30 protein-coding genes are annotated in these 25,329 nt (G+C 45.4%); 24 read left to right on the top strand and 6 right to left on the bottom strand.

The genetic code is table 11. From position 1 onward, the window contains the following. The first annotated feature begins 58 nt into the window (after window positions 1–58). The 9 genes from SB658_RS08660 (at window position 59) to SB658_RS08620 (ending at window position 10,931) form a co-directional block, all read left to right on the top strand. On the top strand, window positions 59–1,438 hold the full coding sequence (locus SB658_RS08660; protein WP_038428817.1) for an MFS transporter: 1,380 nt from the start codon (window positions 59–61) through the stop codon (window positions 1,436–1,438). Window positions 1,439–1,542: 104 nt separating this feature from the next. Further along, on the top strand, window positions 1,543–2,556 hold the full coding sequence (gene allD, locus SB658_RS08655) for an ureidoglycolate dehydrogenase (protein ID WP_144500833.1): 1,014 nt from the start codon (window positions 1,543–1,545) through the stop codon (window positions 2,554–2,556). A gap of 5 nt (window positions 2,557–2,561) precedes the next feature. Next, on the top strand, window positions 2,562–3,581 hold the full coding sequence (locus tag SB658_RS08650) for a zinc-binding alcohol dehydrogenase family protein (RefSeq protein WP_144500834.1): 1,020 nt from the start codon (window positions 2,562–2,564) through the stop codon (window positions 3,579–3,581). 24 nt (window positions 3,582–3,605) lie between these two features. Then, on the top strand, window positions 3,606–4,685 hold the full coding sequence (gene uxuA / locus SB658_RS08645; protein WP_144500835.1) for a mannonate dehydratase: 1,080 nt from the start codon (window positions 3,606–3,608) through the stop codon (window positions 4,683–4,685). Continuing rightward, complete coding sequence (locus tag SB658_RS08640) at window positions 4,682–5,518, top strand: SDR family oxidoreductase (RefSeq protein WP_144500836.1); 837 nt, start codon at window positions 4,682–4,684, stop codon at window positions 5,516–5,518. The genes uxuA and SB658_RS08640 overlap by 4 nt, the downstream gene beginning before the upstream one ends. 47 nt (window positions 5,519–5,565) lie before the next feature. Continuing rightward, on the top strand, window positions 5,566–6,834 hold the full coding sequence (locus SB658_RS08635; RefSeq protein ID WP_144500837.1) for an MFS transporter: 1,269 nt from the start codon (window positions 5,566–5,568) through the stop codon (window positions 6,832–6,834). An 87-nt stretch (window positions 6,835–6,921) separates the two neighbouring features. Next, the gene (locus SB658_RS08630; protein ID WP_003244946.1) at window positions 6,922–7,923 is read left to right on the top strand and encodes a LacI family DNA-binding transcriptional regulator; all 1,002 of its coding nucleotides are present in this window, start codon (window positions 6,922–6,924) and stop codon (window positions 7,921–7,923) included. A gap of 75 nt (window positions 7,924–7,998) precedes the next feature. Further along, entirely contained in the window at window positions 7,999–9,441 is a 1,443-nt protein-coding gene (locus SB658_RS08625) for a tagaturonate reductase (protein ID WP_144500838.1), read from the top strand. Next, on the top strand, window positions 9,438–10,931 hold the full coding sequence (locus SB658_RS08620) for a UxaA family hydrolase (protein WP_003232744.1): 1,494 nt from the start codon (window positions 9,438–9,440) through the stop codon (window positions 10,929–10,931). Before SB658_RS08625 ends, SB658_RS08620 begins: the two co-directional genes overlap by 4 nt. 38 nt (window positions 10,932–10,969) lie before the next feature. Here the strand turns inward: SB658_RS08620 and SB658_RS08615 are convergent, their stop codons facing one another. Continuing rightward, entirely contained in the window at window positions 10,970–11,734 is a 765-nt protein-coding gene (locus SB658_RS08615) for a sulfite exporter TauE/SafE family protein (protein WP_014476525.1), read from the bottom strand. Between the two features lie 224 nt (window positions 11,735–11,958). Continuing rightward, window positions 11,959–12,423: a DinB family protein gene (locus tag SB658_RS08610; protein ID WP_014479541.1), complete on the bottom strand. Its 465-nt coding sequence runs from the start codon at window positions 12,421–12,423 to the stop codon at window positions 11,959–11,961. Between the two features lie 148 nt (window positions 12,424–12,571). On the opposite strand from SB658_RS08610, the gene yjoB reads away from it, so the two are divergent. The 3 genes from yjoB (at window position 12,572) to phrA (ending at window position 15,248) form a co-directional block, all read left to right on the top strand. Then, window positions 12,572–13,843 carry an ATPase YjoB gene (gene yjoB, locus SB658_RS08605; RefSeq protein ID WP_003232739.1) on the top strand — a complete coding sequence of 424 codons (1,272 nt, stop codon included), beginning with the start codon at window positions 12,572–12,574 and terminating at the stop codon, window positions 13,841–13,843. Between the two features lie 144 nt (window positions 13,844–13,987). Continuing rightward, window positions 13,988–15,124, top strand: a complete 1,137-nt coding sequence (rapA, locus tag SB658_RS08600; protein WP_015252291.1) for a response regulator aspartate phosphatase RapA — start codon at window positions 13,988–13,990, stop codon at window positions 15,122–15,124. Further along, complete coding sequence (phrA, locus tag SB658_RS08595) at window positions 15,114–15,248, top strand: phosphatase RapA inhibitor PhrA (RefSeq protein ID WP_003245487.1); 135 nt, start codon at window positions 15,114–15,116, stop codon at window positions 15,246–15,248. Before rapA ends, phrA begins: the two co-directional genes overlap by 11 nt. A gap of 29 nt (window positions 15,249–15,277) precedes the next feature. On the opposite strand, the gene SB658_RS08590 is transcribed toward phrA, so the two are convergent. Continuing rightward, on the bottom strand, window positions 15,278–15,535 hold the full coding sequence (locus SB658_RS08590; protein WP_003232731.1) for a YciI family protein: 258 nt from the start codon (window positions 15,533–15,535) through the stop codon (window positions 15,278–15,280). A gap of 120 nt (window positions 15,536–15,655) precedes the next feature. On the opposite strand from SB658_RS08590, the gene SB658_RS08585 reads away from it, so the two are divergent. Further along, entirely contained in the window at window positions 15,656–16,609 is a 954-nt protein-coding gene (locus tag SB658_RS08585) for an N-acetylmuramoyl-L-alanine amidase (protein ID WP_032677396.1), read from the top strand. 39 nt (window positions 16,610–16,648) lie between these two features. Here SB658_RS08585 and SB658_RS08580 read toward each other — a convergent pair whose 3' ends face one another. Further along, window positions 16,649–17,026, bottom strand: a complete 378-nt coding sequence (locus SB658_RS08580) for a PH domain-containing protein (protein WP_014479546.1) — start codon at window positions 17,024–17,026, stop codon at window positions 16,649–16,651. Between the two features lie 105 nt (window positions 17,027–17,131). On the opposite strand from SB658_RS08580, the gene SB658_RS08575 reads away from it, so the two are divergent. Beyond that, window positions 17,132–17,734 (top strand): poly-gamma-glutamate hydrolase family protein, encoded by a 603-nt coding sequence (locus tag SB658_RS08575; protein ID WP_003232725.1) that lies wholly within the window; start codon window positions 17,132–17,134, stop codon window positions 17,732–17,734. Between the two features lie 76 nt (window positions 17,735–17,810). Further along, window positions 17,811–18,647, top strand: coding sequence for a manganese catalase (locus SB658_RS08570; protein ID WP_003232722.1), 837 nt, complete (start codon window positions 17,811–17,813; stop codon window positions 18,645–18,647). Window positions 18,648–18,703: 56 nt separating this feature from the next. On the opposite strand, the gene SB658_RS08565 is transcribed toward SB658_RS08570, so the two are convergent. After that, window positions 18,704–19,300 carry an ImmA/IrrE family metallo-endopeptidase gene (locus tag SB658_RS08565; protein ID WP_003232721.1) on the bottom strand — a complete coding sequence of 199 codons (597 nt, stop codon included), beginning with the start codon at window positions 19,298–19,300 and terminating at the stop codon, window positions 18,704–18,706. A 162-nt stretch (window positions 19,301–19,462) separates the two neighbouring features. Continuing rightward, a complete protein-coding gene (gene xre / locus SB658_RS08560) occupies window positions 19,463–19,804 on the bottom strand; it encodes an HTH-type transcriptional regulator Xre (RefSeq protein WP_003232719.1) in 342 nt (113 codons plus the stop codon). 178 nt (window positions 19,805–19,982) lie between these two features. On the opposite strand from xre, the gene SB658_RS08555 reads away from it, so the two are divergent. The 9 genes from SB658_RS08555 (at window position 19,983) to SB658_RS08515 (ending at window position 25,328) form a co-directional block, all read left to right on the top strand. Beyond that, window positions 19,983–20,162: a hypothetical protein gene (locus tag SB658_RS08555; RefSeq protein ID WP_003232712.1), complete on the top strand. Its 180-nt coding sequence runs from the start codon at window positions 19,983–19,985 to the stop codon at window positions 20,160–20,162. Next, entirely contained in the window at window positions 20,149–20,985 is an 837-nt protein-coding gene (locus SB658_RS08550) for a phage portal protein (protein ID WP_410601475.1), read from the top strand. The genes SB658_RS08555 and SB658_RS08550 overlap by 14 nt, the downstream gene beginning before the upstream one ends. Further along, entirely contained in the window at window positions 20,885–21,685 is an 801-nt protein-coding gene (locus SB658_RS08545; protein WP_410601473.1) for an ATP-binding protein, read from the top strand. Before SB658_RS08550 ends, SB658_RS08545 begins: the two co-directional genes overlap by 101 nt. After that, complete coding sequence (locus SB658_RS08540) at window positions 21,685–21,852, top strand: hypothetical protein (RefSeq protein ID WP_032677395.1); 168 nt, start codon at window positions 21,685–21,687, stop codon at window positions 21,850–21,852. Before SB658_RS08545 ends, SB658_RS08540 begins: the two co-directional genes overlap by 1 nt. Window positions 21,853–21,936: 84 nt before the next feature. After that, the gene (gene xkdD / locus SB658_RS08535; protein ID WP_032677394.1) at window positions 21,937–22,266 is read left to right on the top strand and encodes a phage-like element PBSX protein XkdD; all 330 of its coding nucleotides are present in this window, start codon (window positions 21,937–21,939) and stop codon (window positions 22,264–22,266) included. A gap of 17 nt (window positions 22,267–22,283) precedes the next feature. Beyond that, window positions 22,284–22,490 carry a phage-like element PBSX protein XtrA gene (gene xtrA / locus SB658_RS08530; protein WP_003232703.1) on the top strand — a complete coding sequence of 69 codons (207 nt, stop codon included), beginning with the start codon at window positions 22,284–22,286 and terminating at the stop codon, window positions 22,488–22,490. Between the two features lie 115 nt (window positions 22,491–22,605). Then, a complete protein-coding gene (locus SB658_RS08525) occupies window positions 22,606–23,115 on the top strand; it encodes a sigma-70 family RNA polymerase sigma factor (protein ID WP_032677393.1) in 510 nt (169 codons plus the stop codon). Between the two features lie 117 nt (window positions 23,116–23,232). After that, window positions 23,233–24,030 (top strand): phage terminase small subunit, encoded by a 798-nt coding sequence (gene xtmA / locus SB658_RS08520; protein ID WP_003232699.1) that lies wholly within the window; start codon window positions 23,233–23,235, stop codon window positions 24,028–24,030. Then, window positions 24,027–25,328 carry a PBSX family phage terminase large subunit gene (locus SB658_RS08515; protein ID WP_003232697.1) on the top strand — a complete coding sequence of 434 codons (1,302 nt, stop codon included), beginning with the start codon at window positions 24,027–24,029 and terminating at the stop codon, window positions 25,326–25,328. Before xtmA ends, SB658_RS08515 begins: the two co-directional genes overlap by 4 nt. Window position 25,329 lies beyond the last annotated feature (1 nt).

Below are 25,329 nucleotides of genomic sequence, written 5' to 3'. Positions count from 1 at the left end.
CGCTCAGTATCGCTGAGCGGATCACTATCCGAAAATTCTTAAGACACAGAGGTGGAACATGCGAACTGAACTGGCAAATAAGGTTGTGTCGGTCGAAACGGAAAAAAGGCTCTCATTGAAAGAGAAAATGTCCTATGGTTTTGGTGATTTTGGCAACGGTTTTATGTTTGATCTCGGCCAGATTTATTTATTGAAGTATTTCACTGATGTAGCGGGAATCCCCGCTGCGATGGCCGGCGGCATTTTTTTAGTCAGTAAGCTGTTTGCGGCGATAACAGATCCAATTGTCGGCTCATCAATCGATTATCGCAAAAATATCGGCAAACGGGGGAAATTCAGGCCTTATCTATTAATCGGCAGCATCGTGCTTGCGGTGCTTACTGTTCTTATTTTTCTGTCTCCCAATGTATCAACGACCGGAAAACTGATTTATGCATATGCATCCTATATGATTTGGGGCATCGGCTATTCGTTTGTGAATATTCCGTACGGCTCATTAGGGGCAGCGATGACTCAAAATTCTGAGGACCGGACCTCCATTTCGACGTTCCGCCAAATCGGATCACTTGGCGCCTTGTTTATCACAAGTGTTGCCGTGATGCCGCTGCTCATCAAGTTTGATAATCCGAAGGTCGGCTACCCGGTGGTCATGGGCTTGTTCGCCGCACTCGGTGTGCTTTGGTTTTATATTTGCTACCGCAACTGCAAAGAACGCATTGTCATATCGGAAGCACCCAAAGAAAAATTAACACTCTCATCTGTCGTCAAAACATTTATTACAAATAAACCGCTGTTAACCCTTGTCCTGATGACGATTTTTTCAATTTCCGCATACAACATTAAATCCGCCATGCTAGTCTATTTCGCACAATATAACTTGGGCAATGTTGAATTAATGGCTTATATGAACTTCATCATTATCGGTTCTTCCTTTTTGGGCGTCGTATTCCTTCCAAAGCTCGTCAAGATGTTTGGAAAGAAACGAACGGCAATGATCGGCTTCGGCATCAGTGTGGCCGCGGATCTGATCAACTTTATGCTTCCATCTAACGTTTATGTGTTTACAATTCTCGCCAGTATCGCCTTTATCGGAATCAGTATCCCAAATGGCATCACGTGGGCTCTTGTCTCCGATATTATCGACTATGGTGAATGGAAATCCGGTGAACGGAAGGAAGCAACGACATATTCACTTTTCAATTTCTCAAGAAAGCTTGCTCAATCTTTGTCTGGCTTTCTCTCGGGGATCGGTTTGGGGATTATCGGCTATGTGCCGAATGCAGTCCAGACAGCACAGGCGCTGATTGGCATCAAAGCGCTGCTTCTTCTGTATCCGGCCATTGCGTTGGCATTAGCGATGATCATTATCGGCTTTCTTTATAAACTCACAGACCAGCAGCATGCTCAGATCGTTCAGGATCTTCATCAAAAGAACTGACAATATAATATAAAGAATATTTAAAATAATTTGTAAATAAAATGTGTTTGTAGGGGTTTCACTAGGGGAGTGCCCAAAAAACTGAAAAGGAAGGAGGCACTTGTTTGAAAACGATAACAATTGCAGCTGAAGAAGCAAAGGGACTCGTTCGGCAAAAGCTGGCCGGTGCCGGTTTGAATGAACGAGATGCTGAAAAAGTAGCAGATGTTCTCGTGCACGCTGATTTGCGCAATGTACATTCGCATGGCGTGCTGCGCACAGAACACTATGTGAACAGGCTTTTAGCGGGAGGGATCAATCCTGGGGCACAGCCTGTTTTTAAAGAAACGGGGCCTGTGACCGGGGTGCTTGACGGAGACGATGGTTTCGGTCATGTGAATTGCGACATGGCGATGGACCATGCAATTGACATGGCGAAGAAAAAAGGAGTCGGCATGGTCACGGCCGTAAACAGCAGCCATTGCGGAGCGCTAAGCTATTTTGTGCAAAAAGCGGCTGACGAAAAGCTGATCGGAATGGCAATGACGCATACAGACAGTATCGTTGTCCCGTTTGGGGGGAGGACTCCTTTTTTAGGGACAAATCCGATTGCTTACGGTGTTCCGGCTAAGCATAAAAAACCGTTTATCCTAGATATGGCGACATCCAAAGTGGCTTTTGGGAAGATTCTGCAGGCCCGTGAAGAGGGCAATGAAATTCCTGAAGGATGGGGAGTCGATGAAAACGGAGAAGCAGTAACTGATCCTGACAAGGTCGTCTCACTTTCAACATTCGGCGGCCCGAAAGGCTATGGACTATCGATTGTAGTGGATGTGTTTTCCGGATTGCTGGCGGGCGCGGCTTTTGGCCCTCATATTGCCAAAATGTACAGCGGCCTTGATCAAAAAAGAAAGCTGGGGCATTACGTTTGCGCGATCAATCCAGCCTTTTTTACTGACTGGGATACGTTTTTAGAGCAGATGGATGACATGATTGATGAACTGCAGCAATCACCGCCGGCTGTTGGATTCGAAAGAGTGTATGTGCCCGGCGAGATCGAGCAGCTGCATGAAGAAAGAAATAAGGAAAAAGGAATTTCTATCGCCCGGAGCGTGTATGAATTCTTAAAAAGCAGGTGAGAAAAATGAAAGCGGTTCAAGTGCGAAAAGCGTATGATCTGGTGACAGCGGTGGTGAAGAAGCCAGTTCTTTCAAAGGATGATGAAGTGCTCGTGAAAGTCAAGCGAGTCGGCATTTGCGGTTCAGACATGCACATTTATCATGGAACGAATCCGCTCGCTACCCTCCCGAGAGTCATCGGACACGAGGTAACGGGACAAGTGGAGGCAGTTGGCGCGAATGTACAGAGCCTAAAACCCGGTGATCATGTGGTGATTGAGCCGATTTCTTATTGCGGATCGTGCTATGCCTGCCGCAAAGGGCGGCCGAATGTTTGCGCCAAGCTTTCTGTATTTGGCGTACATGAGGACGGGGGCATGCGGGAATATATTGTGCTTCCGGAAAGGCAGCTTCACGCGGTCTCAAAGGACTTGCCTTGGGAGGAAGCAGTCATGGCCGAGCCTTATACGATAGGCGCCCAGGCAGTGTGGAGAGGCCAGGTGGAAAAAGGTGATACCGTTCTGATCCAGGGAGCGGGGCCCATCGGGATCTGTGTGTTGAAAATGGCAAAGCTGGCGGGCGCTGCTGTCATGATGACTGACTTGAACGACGAGCGGCTGGCATTTGCGAAAGAAAACGGCGCCGATGCTGTTGTAAATGTCCAAGCAGAACATGTTGCCGAGCAGGTCCTTGAATGGACTGGGAATGAAGGAGCAAACGTGGTCATTGATGCTGTTTGCCTGCCGGAGACTTTTGCACTTTCAATTGAGGCTGTGTCACCGGCGGGACATGTGGTTGTGCTTGGATTTGATGAAAGAGCGGCTCAGATTTCTCAGCTGCCAATTACAAAAAAAGAAGTCACGATAACCGGATCGCGATTGCAGACCAATCAGTTTCCAAAAGTGGTAGAGCTTTTGAATGGAGGCCGGTTAGTGCATAACGGGCTGGTGACCCATACATTTTCAGTTGATGACGTTCATCATGCATTTCAGTTTATTAAGGAGCATCCAGATCAGGTGCGAAAAGCCGTCATCACGTTTGATTAAATGACTGAATCCGGAGGTGCGAGCATGAATATGACATTCCGATGGTATGGAAGAGGCAACGATACAGTCACACTTGAACACGTGAAGCAAATTCCCGGTGTCAAAGGCATCGTTTGGGCTCTCCATCAAAAGCCTGTCGGCGACGTGTGGGAAAAAGAAGAAATCAGAGCCGAGACCGAATATATTCAATCCTATGGTTTTCATGCTGAAGTTGTAGAAAGCGTGAATGTTCACGAAGCGATTAAACTTGGGAACGAAGAACGCGGCCGGTATATTGAAAACTACAAGCAAACGATCCGCAACCTTGCCGGATTTGGCGTGAAAGTGATCTGCTATAATTTTATGCCGGTTTTTGATTGGACACGCACGGACATGTTCCGGCCGCTAGAAGATGGATCGACCGCTCTGTTTTTTGAAAAGGCCAAGGTGGAAAGCCTTGATCCTCAAGAGCTGATTCGGACGGTGGAGGATGCATCTGACATGACACTGCCGGGGTGGGAGCCCGAAAAATTAGCTCGGATCAAAGAGCTTTTTGCTGCCTACAGAACGGTCGATGAAGAAAAGCTATGGGACAATTTATCATTCTTTTTGCAGGAAATTCTTCCTGTTGCTGAGCCCTATGGTGTTCAAATGGCCATTCATCCGGATGACCCGCCGTGGCCGATTTTCGGACTGCCGCGCATTATCACAGGAGAGGCAAGCTATAAGAAACTGCGGGCGATATCAGATTCACCGTCTAATTGTATCACCCTTTGTACAGGTTCAATGGGAGCCAATCCCGCTAACGACATGGTGGAGATCGCTAAAACGTATGCCGGCATCGCTCCATTTTCACATATTCGCAATGTGAAAATTTATGAGAATGGCGATTTTATTGAAACATCTCATTTAACAAAGGATGGTTCGATCAACATTCAAGGCGTGATGGAAGAACTGCATAAGCAGGATTACGAAGGATATGTCAGACCGGATCATGGGCGCCATCTTTGGGGCGAGCAATGCCGCCCGGGATATGGCTTATACGATCGGGCACTTGGCATCATGTATTTGAACGGGCTGTGGGACGCCTATGAAGCAATGGCAAAAAAAGAGGTGGGCATATGATCCCGCTGCATGAGAACCTGGCTGGTAAAACGGCTGTCATCACTGGCGGCAGCGGCGTGCTTTGCTCTGCGATGGCCCGGGAGCTAGCCCGTCATGGCATGAAGGTGGCGATTTTGAATCGGACGGCTGAAAAAGGCCAAGCGGTCGAGAAGGAGATAACGGCGGCTGGCGGCACAGCGTGCGCTGTTGCTGCGGATGTGCTGGACAGGATGTCACTGGAACGGGCAAAGGAAGACATCCTTGGCCAATTTGGCGCTGTTGATCTGTTAATTAACGGGGCTGGCGGCAATCATCCTGACGCGATAACCGATGTGGAGACATATGAAGAAGCGGGAGAAGGCCAATCCTTTTTTGATATGGATGAGAGGGGCTTTCTAACTGTATTCTCCACCAATTTCACCGGTGCGTTTCTGGCCTCGCAAGTGTTTGGAAAAGAGCTGCTGAAAGCCGATTCACCGGCGATCATCAACCTTTCTTCCATGAGTGCTTATTCACCTATGACGAGGGTTCCGGCATACAGTGCCGCGAAAGCATCCATCAATAATTTTACGATGTGGATGGCTGTTCATTTTGCCGAAACCGGGCTGCGGGTCAATGCGATTGCCCCAGGCTTCTTTCTGACAAAACAAAATCATGATCTGCTGATCAACCAAGACGGAACGTTCACCAGCCGATCTCACAAAATTATTGCGGGAACACCGATGAAGCGCTTCGGAAAACCCGAGGATTTGCTCGGTACGCTTCTTTGGCTGGCGGATGAATCCTATTCCGGTTTTGTCACTGGGATCACCGTTCCTGTCGATGGAGGATTTATGGCTTATTCAGGTGTGTAACGAAAGCGGTGCAACAGAAACTGAACCAACATAGGGGTGAGGTTGAGATGTTTTCAAAAGATAAGCTTCCCGTTATCCTTTTTTTGTTCCTGGCAGGGGTGATTAATTACCTGGATCGCTCGGCGCTTTCCATTGCAGCTCCTTTTATTCAGGATGATCTCACATTGTCTGCCACGCAAATGGGCTTGATTTTCAGCAGTTTTTCGATTGGTTATGCGATTTTTAACTTTCTTGGGGGCGTGGCATCCGACCGCTATGGGGCAAAGCTGACCTTGTTTGTCGCGATGGTTGTTTGGTCGCTGTTTAGCGGAGCAGTCGCCCTCGCTTTTGGCTTTGTCAGCCTGCTGATTATACGCATTCTCTTCGGAATGGGAGAAGGCCCGCTTTCGGCGACCATCAACAAGATGGTGAACAACTGGTTCCCGCCGACCCAGCGGGCGTCTGTTATCGGTGTAACCAACAGCGGCACGCCGCTCGGGGGAGCCATTTCCGGCCCGATAGTCGGCATGATCGCAGTGGCGTTCAGCTGGAAGGTATCCTTCGTTCTCATTATGATTATTGGATTGATATGGGCAGTGCTCTGGTTCAAGTTTGTCAAAGAAAAGCCGCAAGAGACGATCAAGGAAGCACCGGCAATAAAAGCAGAAACGTCTCCCGGAGAAAAAATTCCGCTCACCTTTTACCTGAAGCAAAAAACGGTCCTGTTCACGGCGTTCGCTTTTTTCGCTTACAACTACATCCTCTTCTTCTTTTTGACGTGGTTTCCGAGCTATCTTGTCGACGAGCGGGGATTAAGTGTTGAATCGATGAGTGTCATCACGGTCATACCGTGGATTTTAGGATTTATCGGGCTGGCTGCGGGGGGATTTGTTTCTGACTATGTGTACAAAAAAACGGCCCGAAAAGGTGTGCTGTTTTCGCGCAAGGTTGTGCTTGTCACGTGTTTGTTTTCATCAGCTGTCCTGATTGGTTTTGCCGGGCTTGTGGCAACGACTGCGGGGGCTGTCACACTGGTCGCTTTGTCAGTATTTTTTCTATATTTAACAGGTGCTATCTATTGGGCTGTCATTCAAGATGTGGTTGATCAAAACAAAGTCGGTTCTGTTGGAGGCTTCATGCATTTCCTCGCCAACACGGCAGGAATTATCGGCCCGGCTTTAACCGGATTTATTGTTGACCAAACAGGCACGTTTTCTGGAGCATTTTTGCTTGCCGGAGGGCTGGCTGTCTTCGCTTCACTTGCTGTGATTCGTTTTGTCCGTCCAATCATCGGCAAGTCAGCGGGAACAGAAGCTGAGAATCCTGTGTCTTATTAATCTGGAAATATAGTGGGAGAGGCGGTATGTTTGATGATACAATATACAGTAAATAATCGCAGCCGGTATGAGAAGGAAGGGAATTAGATGGTAACCATAAAAGATATCGCAAAACTCGCAAACGTATCCCACACTACTGTTTCCAGAGCACTCAACAACAGCCCTTACATCAAAGAACATACGAAGAAAAAAATATTAGAGCTAGCAGAGCAGCTCAACTATACACCAAATGTAAATGCGAAAAGTCTGGCGATGCAAAAGTCGCATACGATCGGGCTTTTCTTTACAAGCATTACAAACGGAACCTCACACAGCTTCTTTGCAGACACAATTAAAGGCGTCAATCAAGCCATAAGTGAGGATTACAATCTGTATGTGCGCGGCATTGATGATCTGAAAAACTATGACTCCGTTACACCGATGAGATATGACGGCATCATTTTAATGAGCCAAAGTGACATTGATAATTCTTTTATTTACCATATTCGCGAAAAAAACATTCCGCTTGTCGTGCTGAATCGTGATATTGATGATCGCACCATCACGAATATTTTGTCCAATGACAAGGAAGGCTCTCAAGAAGCTGTAGAATACTTCATTCAGTCCGGACATCAAGACATCGCCATCATCGAGGGGATCGAAGGCTTTAAATCCTCCCAGCAGCGAAAGGAAGGCTACTTATCTGCACTGATTCAACATCATATTCCGATCAAGCATGAATACAGTGTCAAAGGACAGTACGATATGGAAAGCGGCTTTCAAGCGATGGAGCGGCTGCTGGCACTGCCGAATCCTCCAACCGCTGTTTTTTGTTCGAATGATGACATGGCAATCGGAGCGATGAATGCGATATTCGCAAAGGGCCTGCGCGTTCCTGATGATATTTCGGTGATCGGGTTTGATGATATTGGGTTTTCACAGTACATCACGCCAAGGCTTTCAACAGTAAAGCGCCCAGTGGAGAAAATCAGCGTGCTCGGTGCGCAAAAACTCTTGTCGCTGATCAGCGAGCCCGAAACAAAAGCAGAAAAAATCTTGGAAAACACAGAATTCATGGTGCGTGATTCAGTCAGACGATTGACGACGTGATGCCCCGTTTTTCAGCGGGCATTCTTTTATAAAGAAAAATGTTAACGTGTGCATAAAAAGAGGGAGGCAATAAGGATGCAGAAACTGAATAAAAATGTGTACGATCACTATACTCAGTATCCAGAAAAAATTCTCCAATTCGGAGAAGGAAACTTTCTTCGGGGATTTATCGATTGGCAGATTGATCAATTGAATCAACACACTGATTTTAATGGGAGCGTGGCAGTTGTCCAGCCAAGAGGCTCAGAAAAAATCAAACGATTAAATGAGCAAGATGGATTATATACACTTTTTTTACAAGGAATGAAAGACGGAGAAGCGGTAAACGAGCATATGATTATCAACTCAATCAGCCGGGGGATTGACCTGTTTTCTGATTATGAAGCATACAAAGAATTGGCATCAAGCGAAGGGCTTCGGTTTATCATCTCCAACACCACTGAGGCTGGGATTGTATGTGAGGAAAAAGATCGTTTAGAGGATAGACCGCAAAAAACATTCCCTGGGAAATTAACTGCATTTCTCTACTTCCGCTATCAGGCTTTTAAAGGAGATCAGACAAAAGGGTGTGTCCTAATCCCATGTGAACTGATTGAGAACAACGGCGAAAAGCTGAAGGAAACGGTTCTTCATTATGCAGGTCTGTGGAAGCTGGAGGAAGGATTTACACAGTGGATTCATGAGGCTAATACATTTTGTAATAGTTTAGTAGACCGGATTGTTCCGGGTTTTCCCGTCGACAGCATTGATGAGATCACGGCGGATCTTGGCTATCAGGATGATTTGATAGTTGTGGGAGAGCAATATTATTTATGGGTTATCGAGGGGCCTGATTGGATTGGAAAAGAACTTCCCTTTGCGGCTGCAGGGCTGCATACAAAGATTGTCAGCGACCTCACCCCATACCGGACTAAAAAAGTAAGAATTTTAAATGGCGCTCATACAGCAATGACGCCAGTGGCTTTATTATACGGCTTGAAGACTGTTAGGGATGCTGTCGAGCATCCGGAAGTGGGGCGATTTATAAGAGAGCTGATTGATGACGAAATTCTTCCTGTTTTAAAAATGGAAGGTCTTTCTCAGTATGCTGACGATGTGCTGAACCGTTTTAAAAACCCGTATATTAAGCATTACCTGGAAAGCATTGCATTGAACTCCGTTTCCAAATTCAAAACGAGAAACCTGCCGACTCTTAAGGAATATGCTGAACAAAAGGGACAGCTTCCTGAACGCTTGGTGTTTTCTTTCAGCGCTCTTCTGTATTTTTATCATGATAACGAGACATTGCAGGATGATCCGGCAGTTCTTCAATTTTTCAAAGAGGTTTGGTGTCAGGAGGATGGCGACATGCTTCGGATTGCATCAAGAGTGTTAGGCGAACAGCGGCTGTGGGGGGCAGATCTCAATGAGATACCGAAGCTGACTGATAGAGTCGCTGTTTACTTGAATCTTATTCATGAGCTGGGCATGCAGCGGGCTCTTGAACAATACTGCATACAAGGGGGAGAGGTACGTTGAAGTCGTTTATAAAGATTCATAAGCAAGATAATGTCCTTCTTGCTCTGCGGGATATCCAAAAGGGAGAGAGGCTGCATGCGGACGGCGTGTCGATTGAAGTAAAGGATGATATAAAAAGAGGCCATAAGATTGCATTGCAGCCTATTAAAGAAAACGACAGCATCATTAAATACGGGTTTCCAATTGGGCATGCATCACAAGATATCTCGATCGGAGAGCATATTCATGTCCATAATACGGAAACAAACCTGTCTGATATCCAATCATACAGCTATACACCGAGATTTGATGAAAATCCGTATTCTAATGAGAACCGGACGTTTAAAGGTTTTAGAAGAGAAAACGGAGATGCGGGTGTACGGAATGAATTGTGGATTGTCCCAACTGTCGGCTGTGTCAATGGAATAGCAGAAAAAATGCTGCAGCGTTTTGTCAGAGAAACAGGGGATATCGCTCCATTTGATAACGTACTGGTGTTAAAGCATCAATACGGATGCTCGCAGCTTGGCGACGATCATGAAAATACGAAGCAAATCCTGCTGAATGCCATTCGCCATCCAAATGCCGGCGGCGTCTTGGTGTTAGGGCTTGGCTGTGAAAACAATGAGCTGGCAAGAATGAAGGAAGCACTGCAAGATGTGAACTTGAAGCGGGTGAAGTTTCTGGAATCCCAGTCGGTGACCGACGAAATGGAGGCAGGCGTTGCTTTGCTGAAGGAAATTCATGAAGCGGCCAAAGGAGATAAGAGAGAAGACATTCCGCTGTCTGAACTGAAGATCGGGCTGAAATGCGGAGGTTCGGACGGTTTTTCCGGCATAACCGCAAACCCGCTGCTAGGCCGTTTTTCAGATTATCTCATTGCACAGGGAGGGAGCACGGTGCTGACGGAAGTACCGGAAATGTTCGGCGCAGAAACCATCCTGATGCAGCGGGCTGCCAATGAAGAAGTGTTTCATAAGATAGTCCAATTAATCAATGATTTTAAACAATATTTTATCAAACATGATCAGCCGGTGTACGAAAATCCTTCACCGGGCAACAAAGCGGGCGGCATTTCTACACTTGAGGATAAATCGCTGGGCTGTACGCAAAAAGCGGGGATTTCTCCTGTCACGGATGTCTTGAAATACGGGGAAGTGCTCAAGACAAGAGGGCTGACGCTTTTGAGCGCGCCAGGCAATGATTTGATCGCCTCCTCCGCATTGGCGGCGGCCGGCTGCCAAATTGTCCTCTTTACAACGGGGAGAGGCACGCCGTTTGGCACCTTTGTCCCGACGGTGAAAGTAGCGACAAACACCGAGCTGTATGAAGCGAAGCCGCATTGGATTGATTTTAACGCAGGCCTTTTAGCAGAGGATGATGTTCATGAGGAATATGTGCTGCGTGATTTTATCCACTATATGGTTGAGGTGGCAAGCGGCCAGCTTGTGAACCATGAAAAAAATGATTTCAGAGAACTCGCCATTTTTAAATCGGGTGTGACGCTATAATAAGAAAAGGCTATCCTTCAAGCGGATAGCCTTCTTCATTAAATCAATTTTAAACCGCTGACTAAAATAATGGACGCCATAATAAATTGCAGTGGACGCGGGGAGAATCGAGGCGAAAGATGGCTTCCGATCAGCACGCCGGGAATTGAACCAATGAGCAGATTAGCTGCCAGCATGTAATCCACGCTTCCGAAGCTAGCGTTCAAAATGCCTGCTGCCGTAACAAGAAGAAATGCATGCGCGATATCTGTTCCGACAATCTGTGACGCTTTCATGTTAAATAAGTAAATCATGGCGATTGCAAATAATGAGCCGGAACCGATTGATGTTAAGCCGACGATAAACCCAAACACAACACCAATAAGAATCGTCAGCGCCCGCTTATTTTCAAGCGGCATCAGCTGCCAGCGGTTGGGACGAAGTTTTCTATCCAAAAACAAACGAACGATGATTGAAATGGCAACCAGCGTTAACACATATCCTAGAGCGTGCTTAATAATTTCTTCCTGATGCTGGTGAAAGGCGGGGAACAAATGCAAGATGCCAATGGCTAGCGAAGCACTCGGAATACTGCCGATGGCTAAGTATTTTACCAATTTAAAATTAATCGTTTTCTGCCGCCAATGGGAGGCAACGCCAAACAGCTTTGTGATCGAGTTATATACAAGATCTGTACCGACCGCGATGGAAGGATTAATTCCAAGCACAATTAAAAGGGGAGTTAATAAGGCCGCTCCACCCACTCCCGTCAATCCGACTAAGGCTCCGACAAACAAACCCATCAATATGATGCTTACACTCATGATAAAGGCCTCCTGAAAACCCGACTATTTTTATCAGATTATATATGATTAGGACGCGTTAATCAATTAAATTTTTTGAATTTTTGTACGTTAGCTGCTTGAAATTTTGGTATGCTCAATATCTCTATTCATTTGCCCTATAATGAGTGTCTGGACGAAATCGAGAAGTACTAAAGGCGCAAAAAAAAGATACCTCTTAACAGGTATCTTTTTTTTTGTTTACGCTACATGCGCTGCTGATAGAAAGGAAGCTCAGTGTGACCCATTTCCCGCACATACACGAACAGGTTGCCTTTATGGTGAATTTCATGCTCCATTGCAAGCTGAAGCAGCGCGCGGCCTGTGACTTTTCTGCCGAAAGCGGATGTCAGATCAATTTCTCTGTCCAGCTGCTCTTCAGTCAGCTGTTCAAGGATAGCGGCCGTTTTTTCTGTATATGTTTTTGCCAGAACATTGAGATCTGTTTCTGTTTCTTCCTGCTTGTTTTGAAATGGTGAGGCATTGCCTTCCTTAATGACATTTGCGAACAAGTGGAAAGACGTAAGAATGTGTTTGACCAGCTCTTCTGCTGACATTGATGTTTCTGCCGGTTTGTAGCTGTAATGGTCTTTGCTGATTTTTTCGGCAAGCTCATTGGTCACGTTTCGATGGGATAAAAAATGGCTGACAATTTGATTGGATTGGCTCATTATGATCTCCTCCATATGTAAAAATAAATGGTGCAATGAAATCCTATATCAACGGTTACGAATTCACAAGTAATATGCTGTGGGATGAAACAAAATGCTATGTCAATCGTATATATAACGTTCACAAAACATGAAATGGAGTATAAACATGACTAACATACCTTTCATTTATCAGTACGAAGAAAAAGAGAATGAAAGAGCTGCGGCGGGCTACGGCACTTTCGGTTACCTTATCACACGGATTGAAGAAACGCTTTATGATCAATACGGTGTATTCTATGAGCTCTATGCCAGTGATGATCCAAATACGGAATACTGGGAGCTTCTTGTAGAAGATGTCCGCAGCGGTTCATTGGAGCCTGAGCATGTGGCATATATATTTGAAAAGCTTGAAAAGAAAACCTTTGCTTACGATGAAGATGAGAAAGAACCGGATTATACCGTCCATAAGTCTATAAGAAACAGTGTATACGCGTATCCCGAAAAGGGAGTTGCTTTTGCCAGAATTCCATATTTTCAAGATGGGAGCATTATGAGTTTTGATTGTCTGTTTGCGGTTAACGATGAAAGGATGCGTGCATTTCTGGAGGGAGTCAGACCGCGTCTTTGGGAAAAAAGCAAGCGGAAAGTGACCGTGTTTACGGATGGAGATGGAGGGACTTCAAGAGAGCAGGAAGCCATTGTCAGAGAGGTTCAGCGAAGTCAAGTCATCATGAATCCGCTATTGAAAAAGGAGATATACAGATCAATTGATCAGTTTTTTCATAGTGATAAATCGTTTTATCAAACATATGACATCCCTTACAAGCGCGGCATTCTGTTATATGGACCTCCTGGAAACGGAAAGACGACGTTAGTGAAGTCGATCGCAGGCAGTATCGATGCACCTGTTGCTTATTGGCAAATTACTGAATTTACGTCGAGCGAGACAATAGAAGAAGTCTTTCAGGCAGCGAGACGCCTCGCTCCTGCAGTTCTGGTTATCGAGGATATAGATTCGATGCCGGAAGATGTGCGGTCCTTTTTTCTCAATACGCTGGACGGCGCGACATCAAAAGAGGGGCTATTTCTCATCGGTACGACAAACTATCCCGAAGAGATCGATCCAGGTTTGATGAATCGTGCAGGGCGATTTGACCGTGCCTATGAAATCGGGCTTCCGGATGAAGAGCTGCGGCTGGAATATATGAAAATGAGAGGCTTTGGCATCTTTTTGAGTGAAGGAGAAATAAAAAACGCCGCAAAACTTACAGAAGGCTTTTCCTTTGCACAGCTGGGAGAATTATATGTATCTTCAGCCCTTCAATGGCACCAAGAAGGGAATCACCATATTGAAACCATGGTGAAAGACATGACAGGAGAGCAAAGAAAAAGCCAGCGGGGAAGCTGGATGGAAAGAAACAAAGTCGGTTTTCACTGAAAGAAAGCACGGGTGTTTGAAAAACCCGTGCTTTTTTGTTGCGGTTAGCCGAAATTCGACAATTGCGGTTATTTTGCGTTCTTCTTTTTCTTGTAAATATGATAAAATATGACATATCTCGGGTAATTCAAAAGGGGGGATTAATTGAGGATGAAGCAGACGATTCCGTCCTCTTATGTCGGGCTTAAAATTAATGAATGGTATACTCATATCCGGCAGTTCCACGTCGCTGAAGCCGAACGGGTCAAGCTCGAAGTAGAAAGAGAAATTGAGGATATGGAAGAAGACCAAGATTTGCTGCTGTATTATTCTTTAATGGAGTTCAGGCATCGTGTCATGCTGGATTACATTAAGCCTTTTGGAGAGGACACGTCGCAGCTAGAGTTTTCAGAATTATTAGAAGACATCGAAGGGAATCAGTACAAGCTGACAGGGCTTCTCGAATATTACTTTAATTTTTTTCGAGGAATGTATGAATTTAAGCAGAAGATGTTTGTCAGTGCCATGATGTATTATAAACGGGCAGAAAAGAATCTTGCCCTCGTCTCGGATGATATTGAGAAAGCCGAGTTTGCTTTTAAAATGGCTGAGATTTTTTACAATTTAAAACAAACCTATGTTTCGATGAGCTACGCCGTTCAGGCATTAGAAACATACCAAATGTATGAAACGTACACCGTCCGCAGAATCCAATGTGAATTCGTTATTGCAGGTAATTATGATGATATGCAGTATCCAGAAAGAGCATTGCCCCACTTAGAACTGGCTTTAGATCTTGCAAAGAAAGAAGGCAATCCCCGCCTGATCAGTTCCGCCCTATATAATCTCGGAAACTGCTATGAGAAAATGGGTGAACTGCAAAAGGCAGCCGAATACTTTGAGAAATCTGTTTCTATTTGCAAGTCGGAAAAGTTCGATAATCTTCCGCATTCTATCTACTCTTTAACACAAGTTCTGTATAAACAAAAAAATGACGCCGAAGCGCAAAAAAAGTATCGTGAAGGATTGGAAATCGCCCGTCAATACAGTGATGAATTATTCGTGGAGCTTTTTCAATTTTTACATGCGTTATACGGAAAAAACATAGACACAGAATCAGTCTCACACACCTTTCAATTTCTTGAAGAACATATGCTGTATCCTTATATTGAAGAGCTGGCGCATGATGCTGCCCAATTCTATATAGAAAACGGACAGCCCGAAAAAGCACTTTCATTTTATGAGAAAATGGTGCACGCACAAAAACAAATCCAGAGAGGAGATTGTTTATATGAAATCTAAATGGATGTCAGGTTTGTTGCTCGTTGCGGTCGGGTTCAGCTTTACTCAGGTGATGGTTCATGCAGGTGAAACAGCAAACACAGAAGGGAAAACATTTCATATTGCGGCACGCAATCAAACATGATGCATAAAAAAGACCCTTAGGGGTCTTTTTTATTTCTTCAGCTTCCATTCTTTTATCGTCAGCTCAGAAGATCCACTTGCCACCAGCGGATCCGCATGGCCGATTTCCGCTGCCTCTTCCAGTGAATCTGCTTCGATGACATACGCTCCGCCTGTGGCGTCGCTAAATGGCCCAAACATTTTTAAACGTTTTTCTGCTTGTAAACGATCCAGAAATTCATAGTGCCCAGCCACATGCTCCTGATTAAATTTCTCTGTTCTCATTGTCAGCATTAAATATGTATACATATTTAGACCCTCCGTGAACTTCAGTTTAACACATTTATCCATATTACGGTGATAGATGATATGAGCTTTTCGTCCTACGAATGCCACCTATTTATGAAAAAAGAAAAGGAGAGATGATAGGTGAGCATTCCAGTAAAGAAAAATTTGGTTTCTGAGGCGAAATACGCGTTGAAGTGTCCTAATGCAATGTCCGCTGAATACATTACCATTCACAACACGGCAAACGATGCATCAGCGGCCAATGAAATCAGCTATATGATCGGGAACACAAGCTCGACAAGCTTTCATTTTGCGGTCGATGATCAAGAGGTGATTCAAGGTCTGCCGCTTAACCGAAACGCTTGGCACACTGGTGACGGCACAAACGGTCCGGGAAACCGCAAATCAATCGGTGTTGAGATTTGCTACAGCAAATCGGGAGGACCGAAGTATGAGGCAGCTGAAGCCTTGGCGATTTCATTTGTTGCACAGCTTTTGAAGGAGCGCGGCTGGGGCATCGATCGTGTGAGAAAGCACCAGGACTGGAACGGAAAGTATTGCCCGCACCGCATTTTATCAGAGGGGCGCTGGGATCAAGTGAAGGCGGCAATTGAAAAGGAATTAAATGGGGGCTTATCAGCTAAAAAAGCTGCAGTCTCTTCTTCAGCGTCTGTATATCATGTGAAAAAAGGCGACACATTGTCAGGGATTGCCGCATCACACGGAGTCAGTGTGAAAACGCTGCAAAGCATCAATCATATTACTGACCCGAATTACATTAAAGTCGGACAAGTGATCAAACTGCCTCAGACGGCATCTGCTTCTAAAAGCCATGCCGCATTCTCATATCCGCTCCCATCCGGCGTGATCAAAGTGACAAGCCCGCTGACGAAAGGGACAAAAGTAAAGCAGGTGCAGACCGCTTTAGCCGCTCTTTATTTTTATCCTGATAAAGGAGCGAAAAATCACGGCGTTGACGGCGTTTATGGCCCGAAAACAGCAAATGCAGTGAAACGTTTTCAGTCTGTCAGCGGTTTAACGGCTGATGGGATTTACGGTCCGAAAACGAAAGCGAAGCTGGAGGAAAAGCTGTAAATGAAAAGACGGAAGCTGTGAAGCTTCCGTCTTTTTATCTTACATACAAACTGCGGCAAGCACCTTTTGAATATCATAAATGCTCTCATCTTTTTTAAACTGCTTTGAGACGGCAGGAAGTTCTGCGCCGGAAATCCAAATTTTCAGCTCTGAATCGAGGTCAAAGCGGCCGGCCGTTTCCACGCTGAATCTGGAAATGCTTTTGTACGGAATCGATTGAAACTCCGTTTTCTTGCCTGTGATTCCCTGCTTGTCCACAAGAATAAGCCGCTTGTCAGTGAAGACAATCAAATCGCGAACCAGCTTAAACGCGGCTTCAACCTTCTCACCCTCAAGTAAAATATGAGCAAGCTCTTCTTTTACAGCAGCCGTTGACAGTGTTGACGCATTGCCGAGTAATCCATCAATAAACCCCATCATATACCTCCTCTGCGTATTCTATCAAATCATACTATAAAAAAGGTTTTCATTCATGGATGAGTAGAGTAAACTGGTGCTGACTGGTAAAGGGGGGCGTTCAAAATGACAGATAGGTATGACAGCTTTGCGGCCCTTTCTGCTTCTGAGTCGGAGTACCGGATTATTTATGAAGAGAAAAACGGAAGTGAGCTTATCGTCCTCGGTCCCCACGGCGGCAGAATTGAGCCTGGCGTCAGTGAACTGGTGCGGGCATTTTCGGATCGATGTTCCATCTATTTGTTTGAGGGTCTAAAGCCGCGAAACAACCGTTCCTTGCATCTCACCAGCATTCGTTTTGATGAGCCGCTGGCTTTAGAAAAAGTGAATGCCCACCATTACGCATTAGCGTTTCACGGGTATTATGATCCGAAAATCCAGCATACTTTGGTCGGCGGGGCGGATCGTAAAAAAGCCAAGCTCATTTGTGAGCGTCTGAATGAAGCGGGTTTTAGCGCCGAGCTCACTAATGAGAAAGACCGCCTGGCAGGTGTACACCCAAACAATATTGTCAATCGGACGAAAAGAGAAATGGGGCTGCAATTGGAGGTGAGCACGGCACAAAGAAACGCGCTGTTCTGCAATTTTGGGTGCCGTGATAAAAGCTACATACAAAACGATTTGTTTGATCGATATGTGGAAGCCGTCAAGCTTGGCTTTTATACATAAAACGAAACGGGACCTGCACTGTCAGCCTATTCCTTCATACGCTGGGATTGTGCGAAAGTGTAGGGAGGAATGATTCATGTTTTATCATATAAAAGAGCTTCAATATCAAGCAAAGCCAGCTCATCCCGATCCGGTTTATGCGAAAAAACTTCAAGAGGTGCTCGGCGGCCAATTCGGTGAAATTAGCGTCATGATGCAGTATTTGTTTCAAGGGTTTAACTGCAGGGCGGTTGCTAAGTATAAAGATTTGTTATATGATGTGGGGACCGAAGAGATCGGGCACGTAGAAATGCTGGCAACGATGATTTCCAGGCTTCTGGACAATGCACCCGCGGATGTACAGGAGGATGCTTATAAAAGCAATCCAGCTATCGCAGCAGTCATGTCAGGGATGAATCCTCAGCACGCGATTGTGTCCGGATTGGGGGCGATGGCATCAGATAGTGAGGGCTATCCGTGGAATGCAAAATACATTATCTCAAGCGGAAACCTGCTGGCCGATTTTCGCGCTAACTTAAATGCGGAGGCCCAAGGACGCCTTCAGGTGACACGGCTTTATGCCATGACCGATGATCCAGGGGTAAGAGATATGCTGTCATTTTTGATTGCAAGGGATACCTATCATCAAAATATGTGGTACGCGGCCATTAAAGAGCTGGAGGAAAGAGAACGGGATATTGTCGTCCCGACGACGTTTCCGCGTGAGCTCGAAAAGCAAGAAGTCTCCTATGATTTGTTTAACTTTTCCAGGGGGGATGAAAGCTCGCAAGGAAGATGGGCACATGGGGAAGCCTTTGACGGCCGGGGTGAATTCAGGTATATCCCGGCTCCGATTGCGTTCGCATCTGCGCCTCACCTTAAACCGGCGCCCATGTGGCTGCATAATACAGTTCCCCCAATGTCGAAATGTTAGGTTCTCTTCTGGGCTGAGGAATATATCCTTAGCCCGTATTTGATCAGATTATTTGATCAGATGTTTTTGCCAATATGATATAACGCTTTTTCCTCAGCGACCTGCAAGTGCTGCTGATCGCCTTCCTCGTACGCATTTGGCCGCTTGTGAGATAATAAATAAGCGAGCCGCTTCTGAAATTGAATACCTGCTTTACGCCGTTCAAACATGTCAAGCCTTTTATCAGCAAATTCCTTTGTTACCCGGAATACCGCCGCAATTGTGGCGAGTGCCTGGCTTCTCCATTGCGGCAGTTCCATCTGCAACAGCATAAAGGTTGGCACACAGAAGTGGTACATAAATTGATTTGCCTGGAATTCTTGAAGCTCTCTGAAGAGCTTGTTCATCTGAAAATGATTGCCTGCATGCTTTAACACGTGGCACAGCTCATGGCCAAAATCCTCCCATTGCTCTTCCCGTGACTTTTTTTGGTTCAATACGATACTGTACATGCCGTCGTATTTCACCATCATGCTCCCCATATCCTCAAAATGCACCCAAATATCCAGATCCTTTGCGATTTTCAGCATGTCAATGTGATGAGGGGATGTGATGCCCAGCCGGCCGTATAAATTTTTAACGTATTCCTCCAGATGTGATAAGTAATCGCCCAATTGAATACTCCCTTTCGAACGTTTGTTCTGTTTTTAGCGAGAAAGAAAAGCCCGTATAGGACTGGAAAGTAGTGTAGAAATCTTTCCCTTTTCTTTAAAAAATAAACACTTTTTTCTTTATATCGGTCTACTTTTTATATGTTTTAGAGAACAGAGAACGATTTATTTATTTTTCGGTTTGCGGTTTTTCTCTTTTTCTTTTAAATAGTTGATAAATTCGATGGCCTGCTGTTTGCTTTCTGGGGAAAAATCCTGCATATCGCGGTATGCAAGCTGCAGGTCCGGATCTGAGAACATGTCGTCATCGGATTTTTTGTCTTTTCCCGTTAATAAGTAATCAGTCGTTACTTGAAAGTAATCAGCCAGCTTTTGGAGTGTGTCGTAATCAGGTTCGCTTCGCCCATTTTCATAGTGGGAATATCGTGCCCGTGACACACCGATGTGTGATGCGATTTCTTCCTGTGTCCTTTTCCCTCTGAGACTCTTCAATCTGCCGCCTATCATACTATGACCTCTCTTTTTTAAACTCCCTACGTTACTTATGATTATAGATACAATATGTATCAAAATAAAGTTATGATAAAAAAAGTATCAAAAATAACTTGATGATACAGTTCGTATCGTTTATACTTGGTAACAGTTGATACGAAATGTATCGAAAACAAACCAGGAGAGTGATCACATGTATCCAATCCAAATTGTTTTTAGTGAAAATCCCATAGATCAGCGCCATCTCGGACAATCCGGCGGCACCATTTCGTTTACGGCATGCGGCCTTCCGGTGTTCCACTTTGAAACGCAAGAGCAGTTTCAAGCATACATGATGTTAAAGGGAGAAGCGGCGTACAATGAAAAACGATAAAAGCTATCCTTTTCCGACGTATTCAGGGTTATTGAATTCAGAACATTATGACAAAATGGGCCCGGCGCTATGGTTGTTTCTCTGGTTTATCAGCTCAACAACAAAAGAAATCGAAAAAGACGGGGTAAGCTGGGGCATCGTACTCGGCCATAAGCCGTTAAAAGCGAGAGAAATGGCGGCAGTCTTCGGCGTAAGTGAAAAAACCGTCAGAAGATGGCTGGAGCTTCTCGAAAACCATGATTACATAAAGGCCGTCCGTGCGCCATACGGACTGATGATTTCGGTCAAGCATTCCAAAAAATTCAGCTTCAGATCGGACAATACTGTACACGGGAGTCTAAAAGAACGGCCATTTTCGCCGCAGACACCGGACACAAACGACCGTACAGATATAGATAAAACAAACAAATATACTGCTGCTGATGATGCAGTGGATCACATTGCGAAGCGGTTTACACAATTACGGTCGGCTCAAGAAGGACGCACCGTGTATCCTTCCTCAAGAGATTATCAAGCCATCGCCCGCATTGTTGCCATCGGCGTTCCTGTCATGCAAACAATCAAATGGCTTGAAGAATGCTTTCAGACTTTTGAAAACCGGCGGACCGCCGCTTCTGAAACAATCAAGGCTTTTCGCTACTGCTCGAAATTCATTGAAGACAGATTTTTCGCGCAGCAAGCCAAAAAGAATGCCGCAATTCAGCATGAGAGGATGAAAAAACATGACAAAACGAACAATCGAACAGATTTTGGACGAGCTGAGAAGAGGGAGACGTCCATTACTGGCGGACAAACCGGCCGAATCAGACACAAGCAGGTATGATTGCCTGCGCTGCAAGGATCAGGGCGGTTATCTCGTCAGGCAGAATGGCCTGGAAGTCTGGACGATGTGCAGCTGCATGGCAGAACGGAAAGTGAAGCGGCTGCTGGGTGCAAGTGAGATTACCCACGCTTTCAGACAGCTCGGCTTCAAGGAATTCCGCACGGAGGGAAAGCCGCAGGCCATAAAAGACGCATTTGAGTGTACAAAAGAGTATGTTGCCGATTATGAACAAATCAAGGATTGCCGAAAAAACAGCATTGCCCTTTTAGGACAGCCCGGATCAGGGAAAACACACCTTTTGACTGCCGCTGCCAACGAATTAATGAGAACATGCTATGTGCCTGTCATTTATTTTCCGTTCGTGGAAGGCTTTACTGATCTGAAAAATGATTTTGCCCTATTAGAAGCGAAGCTGAACCGGATGAAGCAGGCGGATGTGCTGTTCATAGATGACCTGTTTAAACCGGTTAACGGCAAACCCCGCGCTACAGATTGGCAATTAGAGCAAATGTATTCGGTACTCAATTATCGCTACTTAAATCATAAACCGATTTTGCTTTCGAGCGAGCTGACAATTGAAGGACTTGTACGGGTCGATGAAGCGCTCGGCACGAGAATCTATGAGATGTGCAGTGACTATTTAGTGATTATCAAAGGAGCAGCCTACGAGCTTAACCATAGATTGGAGGGCGTCAGATAATGTGTAAGCTTTGTCAAACAAAGAAAGTCATTGTGGAACATACCGGTATTGGAGTCGTTTTTCATCCATGTCCGAACTGCCGGTCCGGCACTGACTTAACGCCTGTCATTCAAAAGCTGGAGCAAATGCTGACAGCGGGAAAAACGAGGCTGAATATCTATGATTAAACAGCTGACTGCACTAATCGCTTTGCTGTTTCGGGCAAAGCGAACAGAAAAAAACATTGAACAATGGTATAAGGACGACGGGAAGTGAAAGTGTTGGCAAAGACAAAACAGGCAGAGAAAAGCCCTGCACCGTGGCGTGCTGTCCCGTGCGGGGATACGAAACCGATCTATATTTATTCAGCTTACAGTGAAGAAGAAAAAGAAAGATTTCCGTACTCAAACGGGCGGCTGATTGCAGCTGTATTTGACCTCAGCTCTTATTCGCAAAAAAGCAATGCCGCTTTGATGGCCGCTGCGCCTGAATTGCTGGAAGCGTCTAAAGCAGCACTTGATTTTCTGAAAGGGAATTCTGTTCATTCAAAGGAGCGCATCATTCAGCTATTAGAAAAAGCTGAAGCAAGCGCTGCACCGTAAAGGGGAGGAAATAAAACATGATTCATCCTAAAAAACTGCAGCATATTGATTCCGTCACGCTTAAGAGCCAGCTGGAGGAAGGGAAAATCCGTGTCATTATTGTGGATGGCATCAAGCAAGAAGCATGGATCACAGAAGCGCCGGAGCATGGAAAAACGCTCGTCGAAACAAGAAAGGGCGACCTTGCCCGTGTGGAATTTGAAATCGGCTACAAATTAAATTAAAGCGAAAACAGAATACGTCCAAGACGGAAAGCCTGCGGACACTGATCAACTGCACAGCATTTGTGCGTTGATTGGTGTCCGTTTTTTATTTGCCAAAAATGAGGAGGATCATAGAATGCAAGACTTACTATTTGAATATAAACGCACGCTCAAACAAACAAGAATACAATATAAACCGCTCGCTGAGGCAGATGAATCCGTGCTCTCAGCTGAAGAGCTGAAGGATAAAAAAATCATCAGAAATATGATTACTGATCTTGAATATGTAACAGAATGGCTTGAAAAAGGAAGGCAGCCCGGCATCAGACGGGCGATTGACCGGCGTGATGCCTACCAGCGGCTGATGATCAAGGACCCGAGAATCATCGAATCATTTTCCAGCGCTATGATGTTTGAGCCGGACGGACAGGTATCAGAAGAAGACAGAGAGAAAATTCGAGAAGCATTAGCCCTGTTAACGGACAGAGAAAAGGAAATGTTTTTGCTGCATAAGGTAGAATGTTTTTCTTATGAACGGATCGCCGATCTTCTCGGCGTGAAAAAATCGACAGTGCAAACGACGATTAAACGGGCGAGTTTAAAGATGCAAAGACAGCAGGAAGAAATGAATCGATCACTTGCCTGAAAGCTTGTCATACGTTTGCCACCTATAAGTGAATAGAGCATGACACATAAGCGGCTGGCATGATCAGCCGCTTTTATGAATAAATAACCATGCTGGAGGTGGCGGTGATGCCGTAGCATGAAAACACAACAGCGCGAACAAGCATTAGCAATCTATCAACAACATCAAGGAAAGATCACAAATCGGGCGATTGCGGACACAATCGGTGTTTCCGCGAAAACAATCGGCATCTGGAAAAAACAAGACAAATGGAAAGAGGCCCTGTTTTCTGCGTCCAAAAACGAACAAAAACAGCGCCCTATAGACAACGATGAATTAAATGAACGCCAGCGGCTGTTTTGCCTGTATTACGTCAAAAGCTTCAATGCCACACAGTCAGCAATCAAAGCGGGCTATTCTCCGGACAGCGCTCATGTGACGGGCAGCCGGCTCTTAAAAAACGAAAAGGTTGCTGCTGAAATCAAACGCATTAAAAAAGAAATGGTCAATGAGATGTTTATTGAAGCGATGGATGTGCTGCAGGTTTATATCAAGATCGCGTTTGCGGATATTACGGACTATGTGACCTTTGGAAAAAAAGAGGTCCAGGCTGTCGGGAAATCGGGTCCGCTGTTTGATGAAGATGATAACCCGATTATGAAGGAAGTCAGCTTTGTCGATGTCAAAGACTCGGGGCTCGTTGACGGCACCATTGTAACGGAAGCAAAGCTTGGCAAAGAAGGCATTGCCATCAAGCTTGCAGATAAAATGAAGGCGCTTGAGAAGCTGTCCTTATATTTTGATTTGTTTCCAGATCAATTTAAACAAAAAATTGAAAATGAGAAATTGAAGCTTGCCAAACAAAAAGCGGAGAAAACAGATGACAGCCAGGAGCCGATTGAAATTATGATCAAACGAAAAGAGGGCAAGTCATGATTGTAAAAGAAATCAATCCTCATTTCGAAGATTACGTGTTCAATTGGGAGCAGACGTACCAATTTCTCGTCGGCGGCTACGGCTCCTCCAAAAGCTATCATACCGCATTGAAAATCGTGCTAAAGCTGCTGAAGGAAAAACGGACGGCCCTTGTGATCCGGGAGGTGTTCGATACCCATCGGGATTCGACCTTCGCCTTGTTTCAAGAGGTGATCGAAGAGCTCGGTCTCACAAAGGCTGTGGCATCTCTTTCTTCCCCGCTGCAGCTGCGATTTCACAATGGCAGCCGGATCATGTTCAAAGGAATGGACAATCCGGCAAAATTAAAATCGGTTCATAACATTTCATTAATATGGATTGAAGAGTGCTCAGAGGTGAAGTATGAGGGGTTCAAGGAATTAATCGGACGTCTTCGCCATCCTGAGCTGAAGCTTCATATGATCTGTACCACCAATCCCGTCGGCACCTCCAATTGGACGTATAGGCATTTTTTTCGGGATGAACGCAAGAAACGGTTTGTGCTGGATGACAGCGAACTTTACGAAAAGCGGACGATTGTGAAGGGAGATACGTATTACCATCATTCCACCGCTAACGACAATCTTTTTCTCCCGGAAAGCTATCTGAAACAGCTTGACGGACTCAAAGAGTATGATCCCGACCTGTACCGGATTGCCCGCAAAGGACGATTCGGCGTCAATGGGATCAGGGTGCTGCCGCAGTTCGAGGTACTCCCGCATAATCAAATGAAAAAATGTATCGCAGCCATCAGCAAGCCAATCTTTCGTACAGGCATGGATTTTGGATTCGAGGAATCCTATAATGCCGTCGTCCGGCTTGCTGTAGATCCTGAAAAAAAATACCTCTACATTTATTGGGAGTATTATCAAAACAAAATGACAGATGACAGGACGGCTGAGGAGCTGCGTGAGTTTATTGAGACACAGGAATTGATCAAAGCCGACTCGGCTGAGCCGAAAAGCATTCAATATTTCCGCCAGCAGGGCTTTCGGATGGTTGGAGCCAGAAAGTTTCCCGGCTCCAGGCTTCAATATACCAAAAAGGTAAAACGGTTCAAAAAAATCTTCTGTTCGGATCGCTGTGAAAATGTCATCTATGAGCTCAAGACACTTACGTATGCCAAAGATAAAAACGGAGCTCTGATTGAGGATGAATTCACGATTGACCCGCATACGCTTTCTGCCATTTGGTATGCGCTTGATGATTATGAGGTTGCTGATATGAAAGAGACAGCACACAAACGAATCCGGCCGAACCGAGAAAGGAGGAGGTCATAAA

The sequence above is a fragment of the Bacillus sp. SIMBA_008 genome, assembly GCF_046535495.1.
Classification (GTDB): domain Bacteria; phylum Bacillota; class Bacilli; order Bacillales; family Bacillaceae; genus Bacillus; species Bacillus subtilis.
The sequence above is the reverse complement of the archived record's forward strand: the minus strand, read 5'-3'. Positions and strand labels throughout refer to the sequence as shown.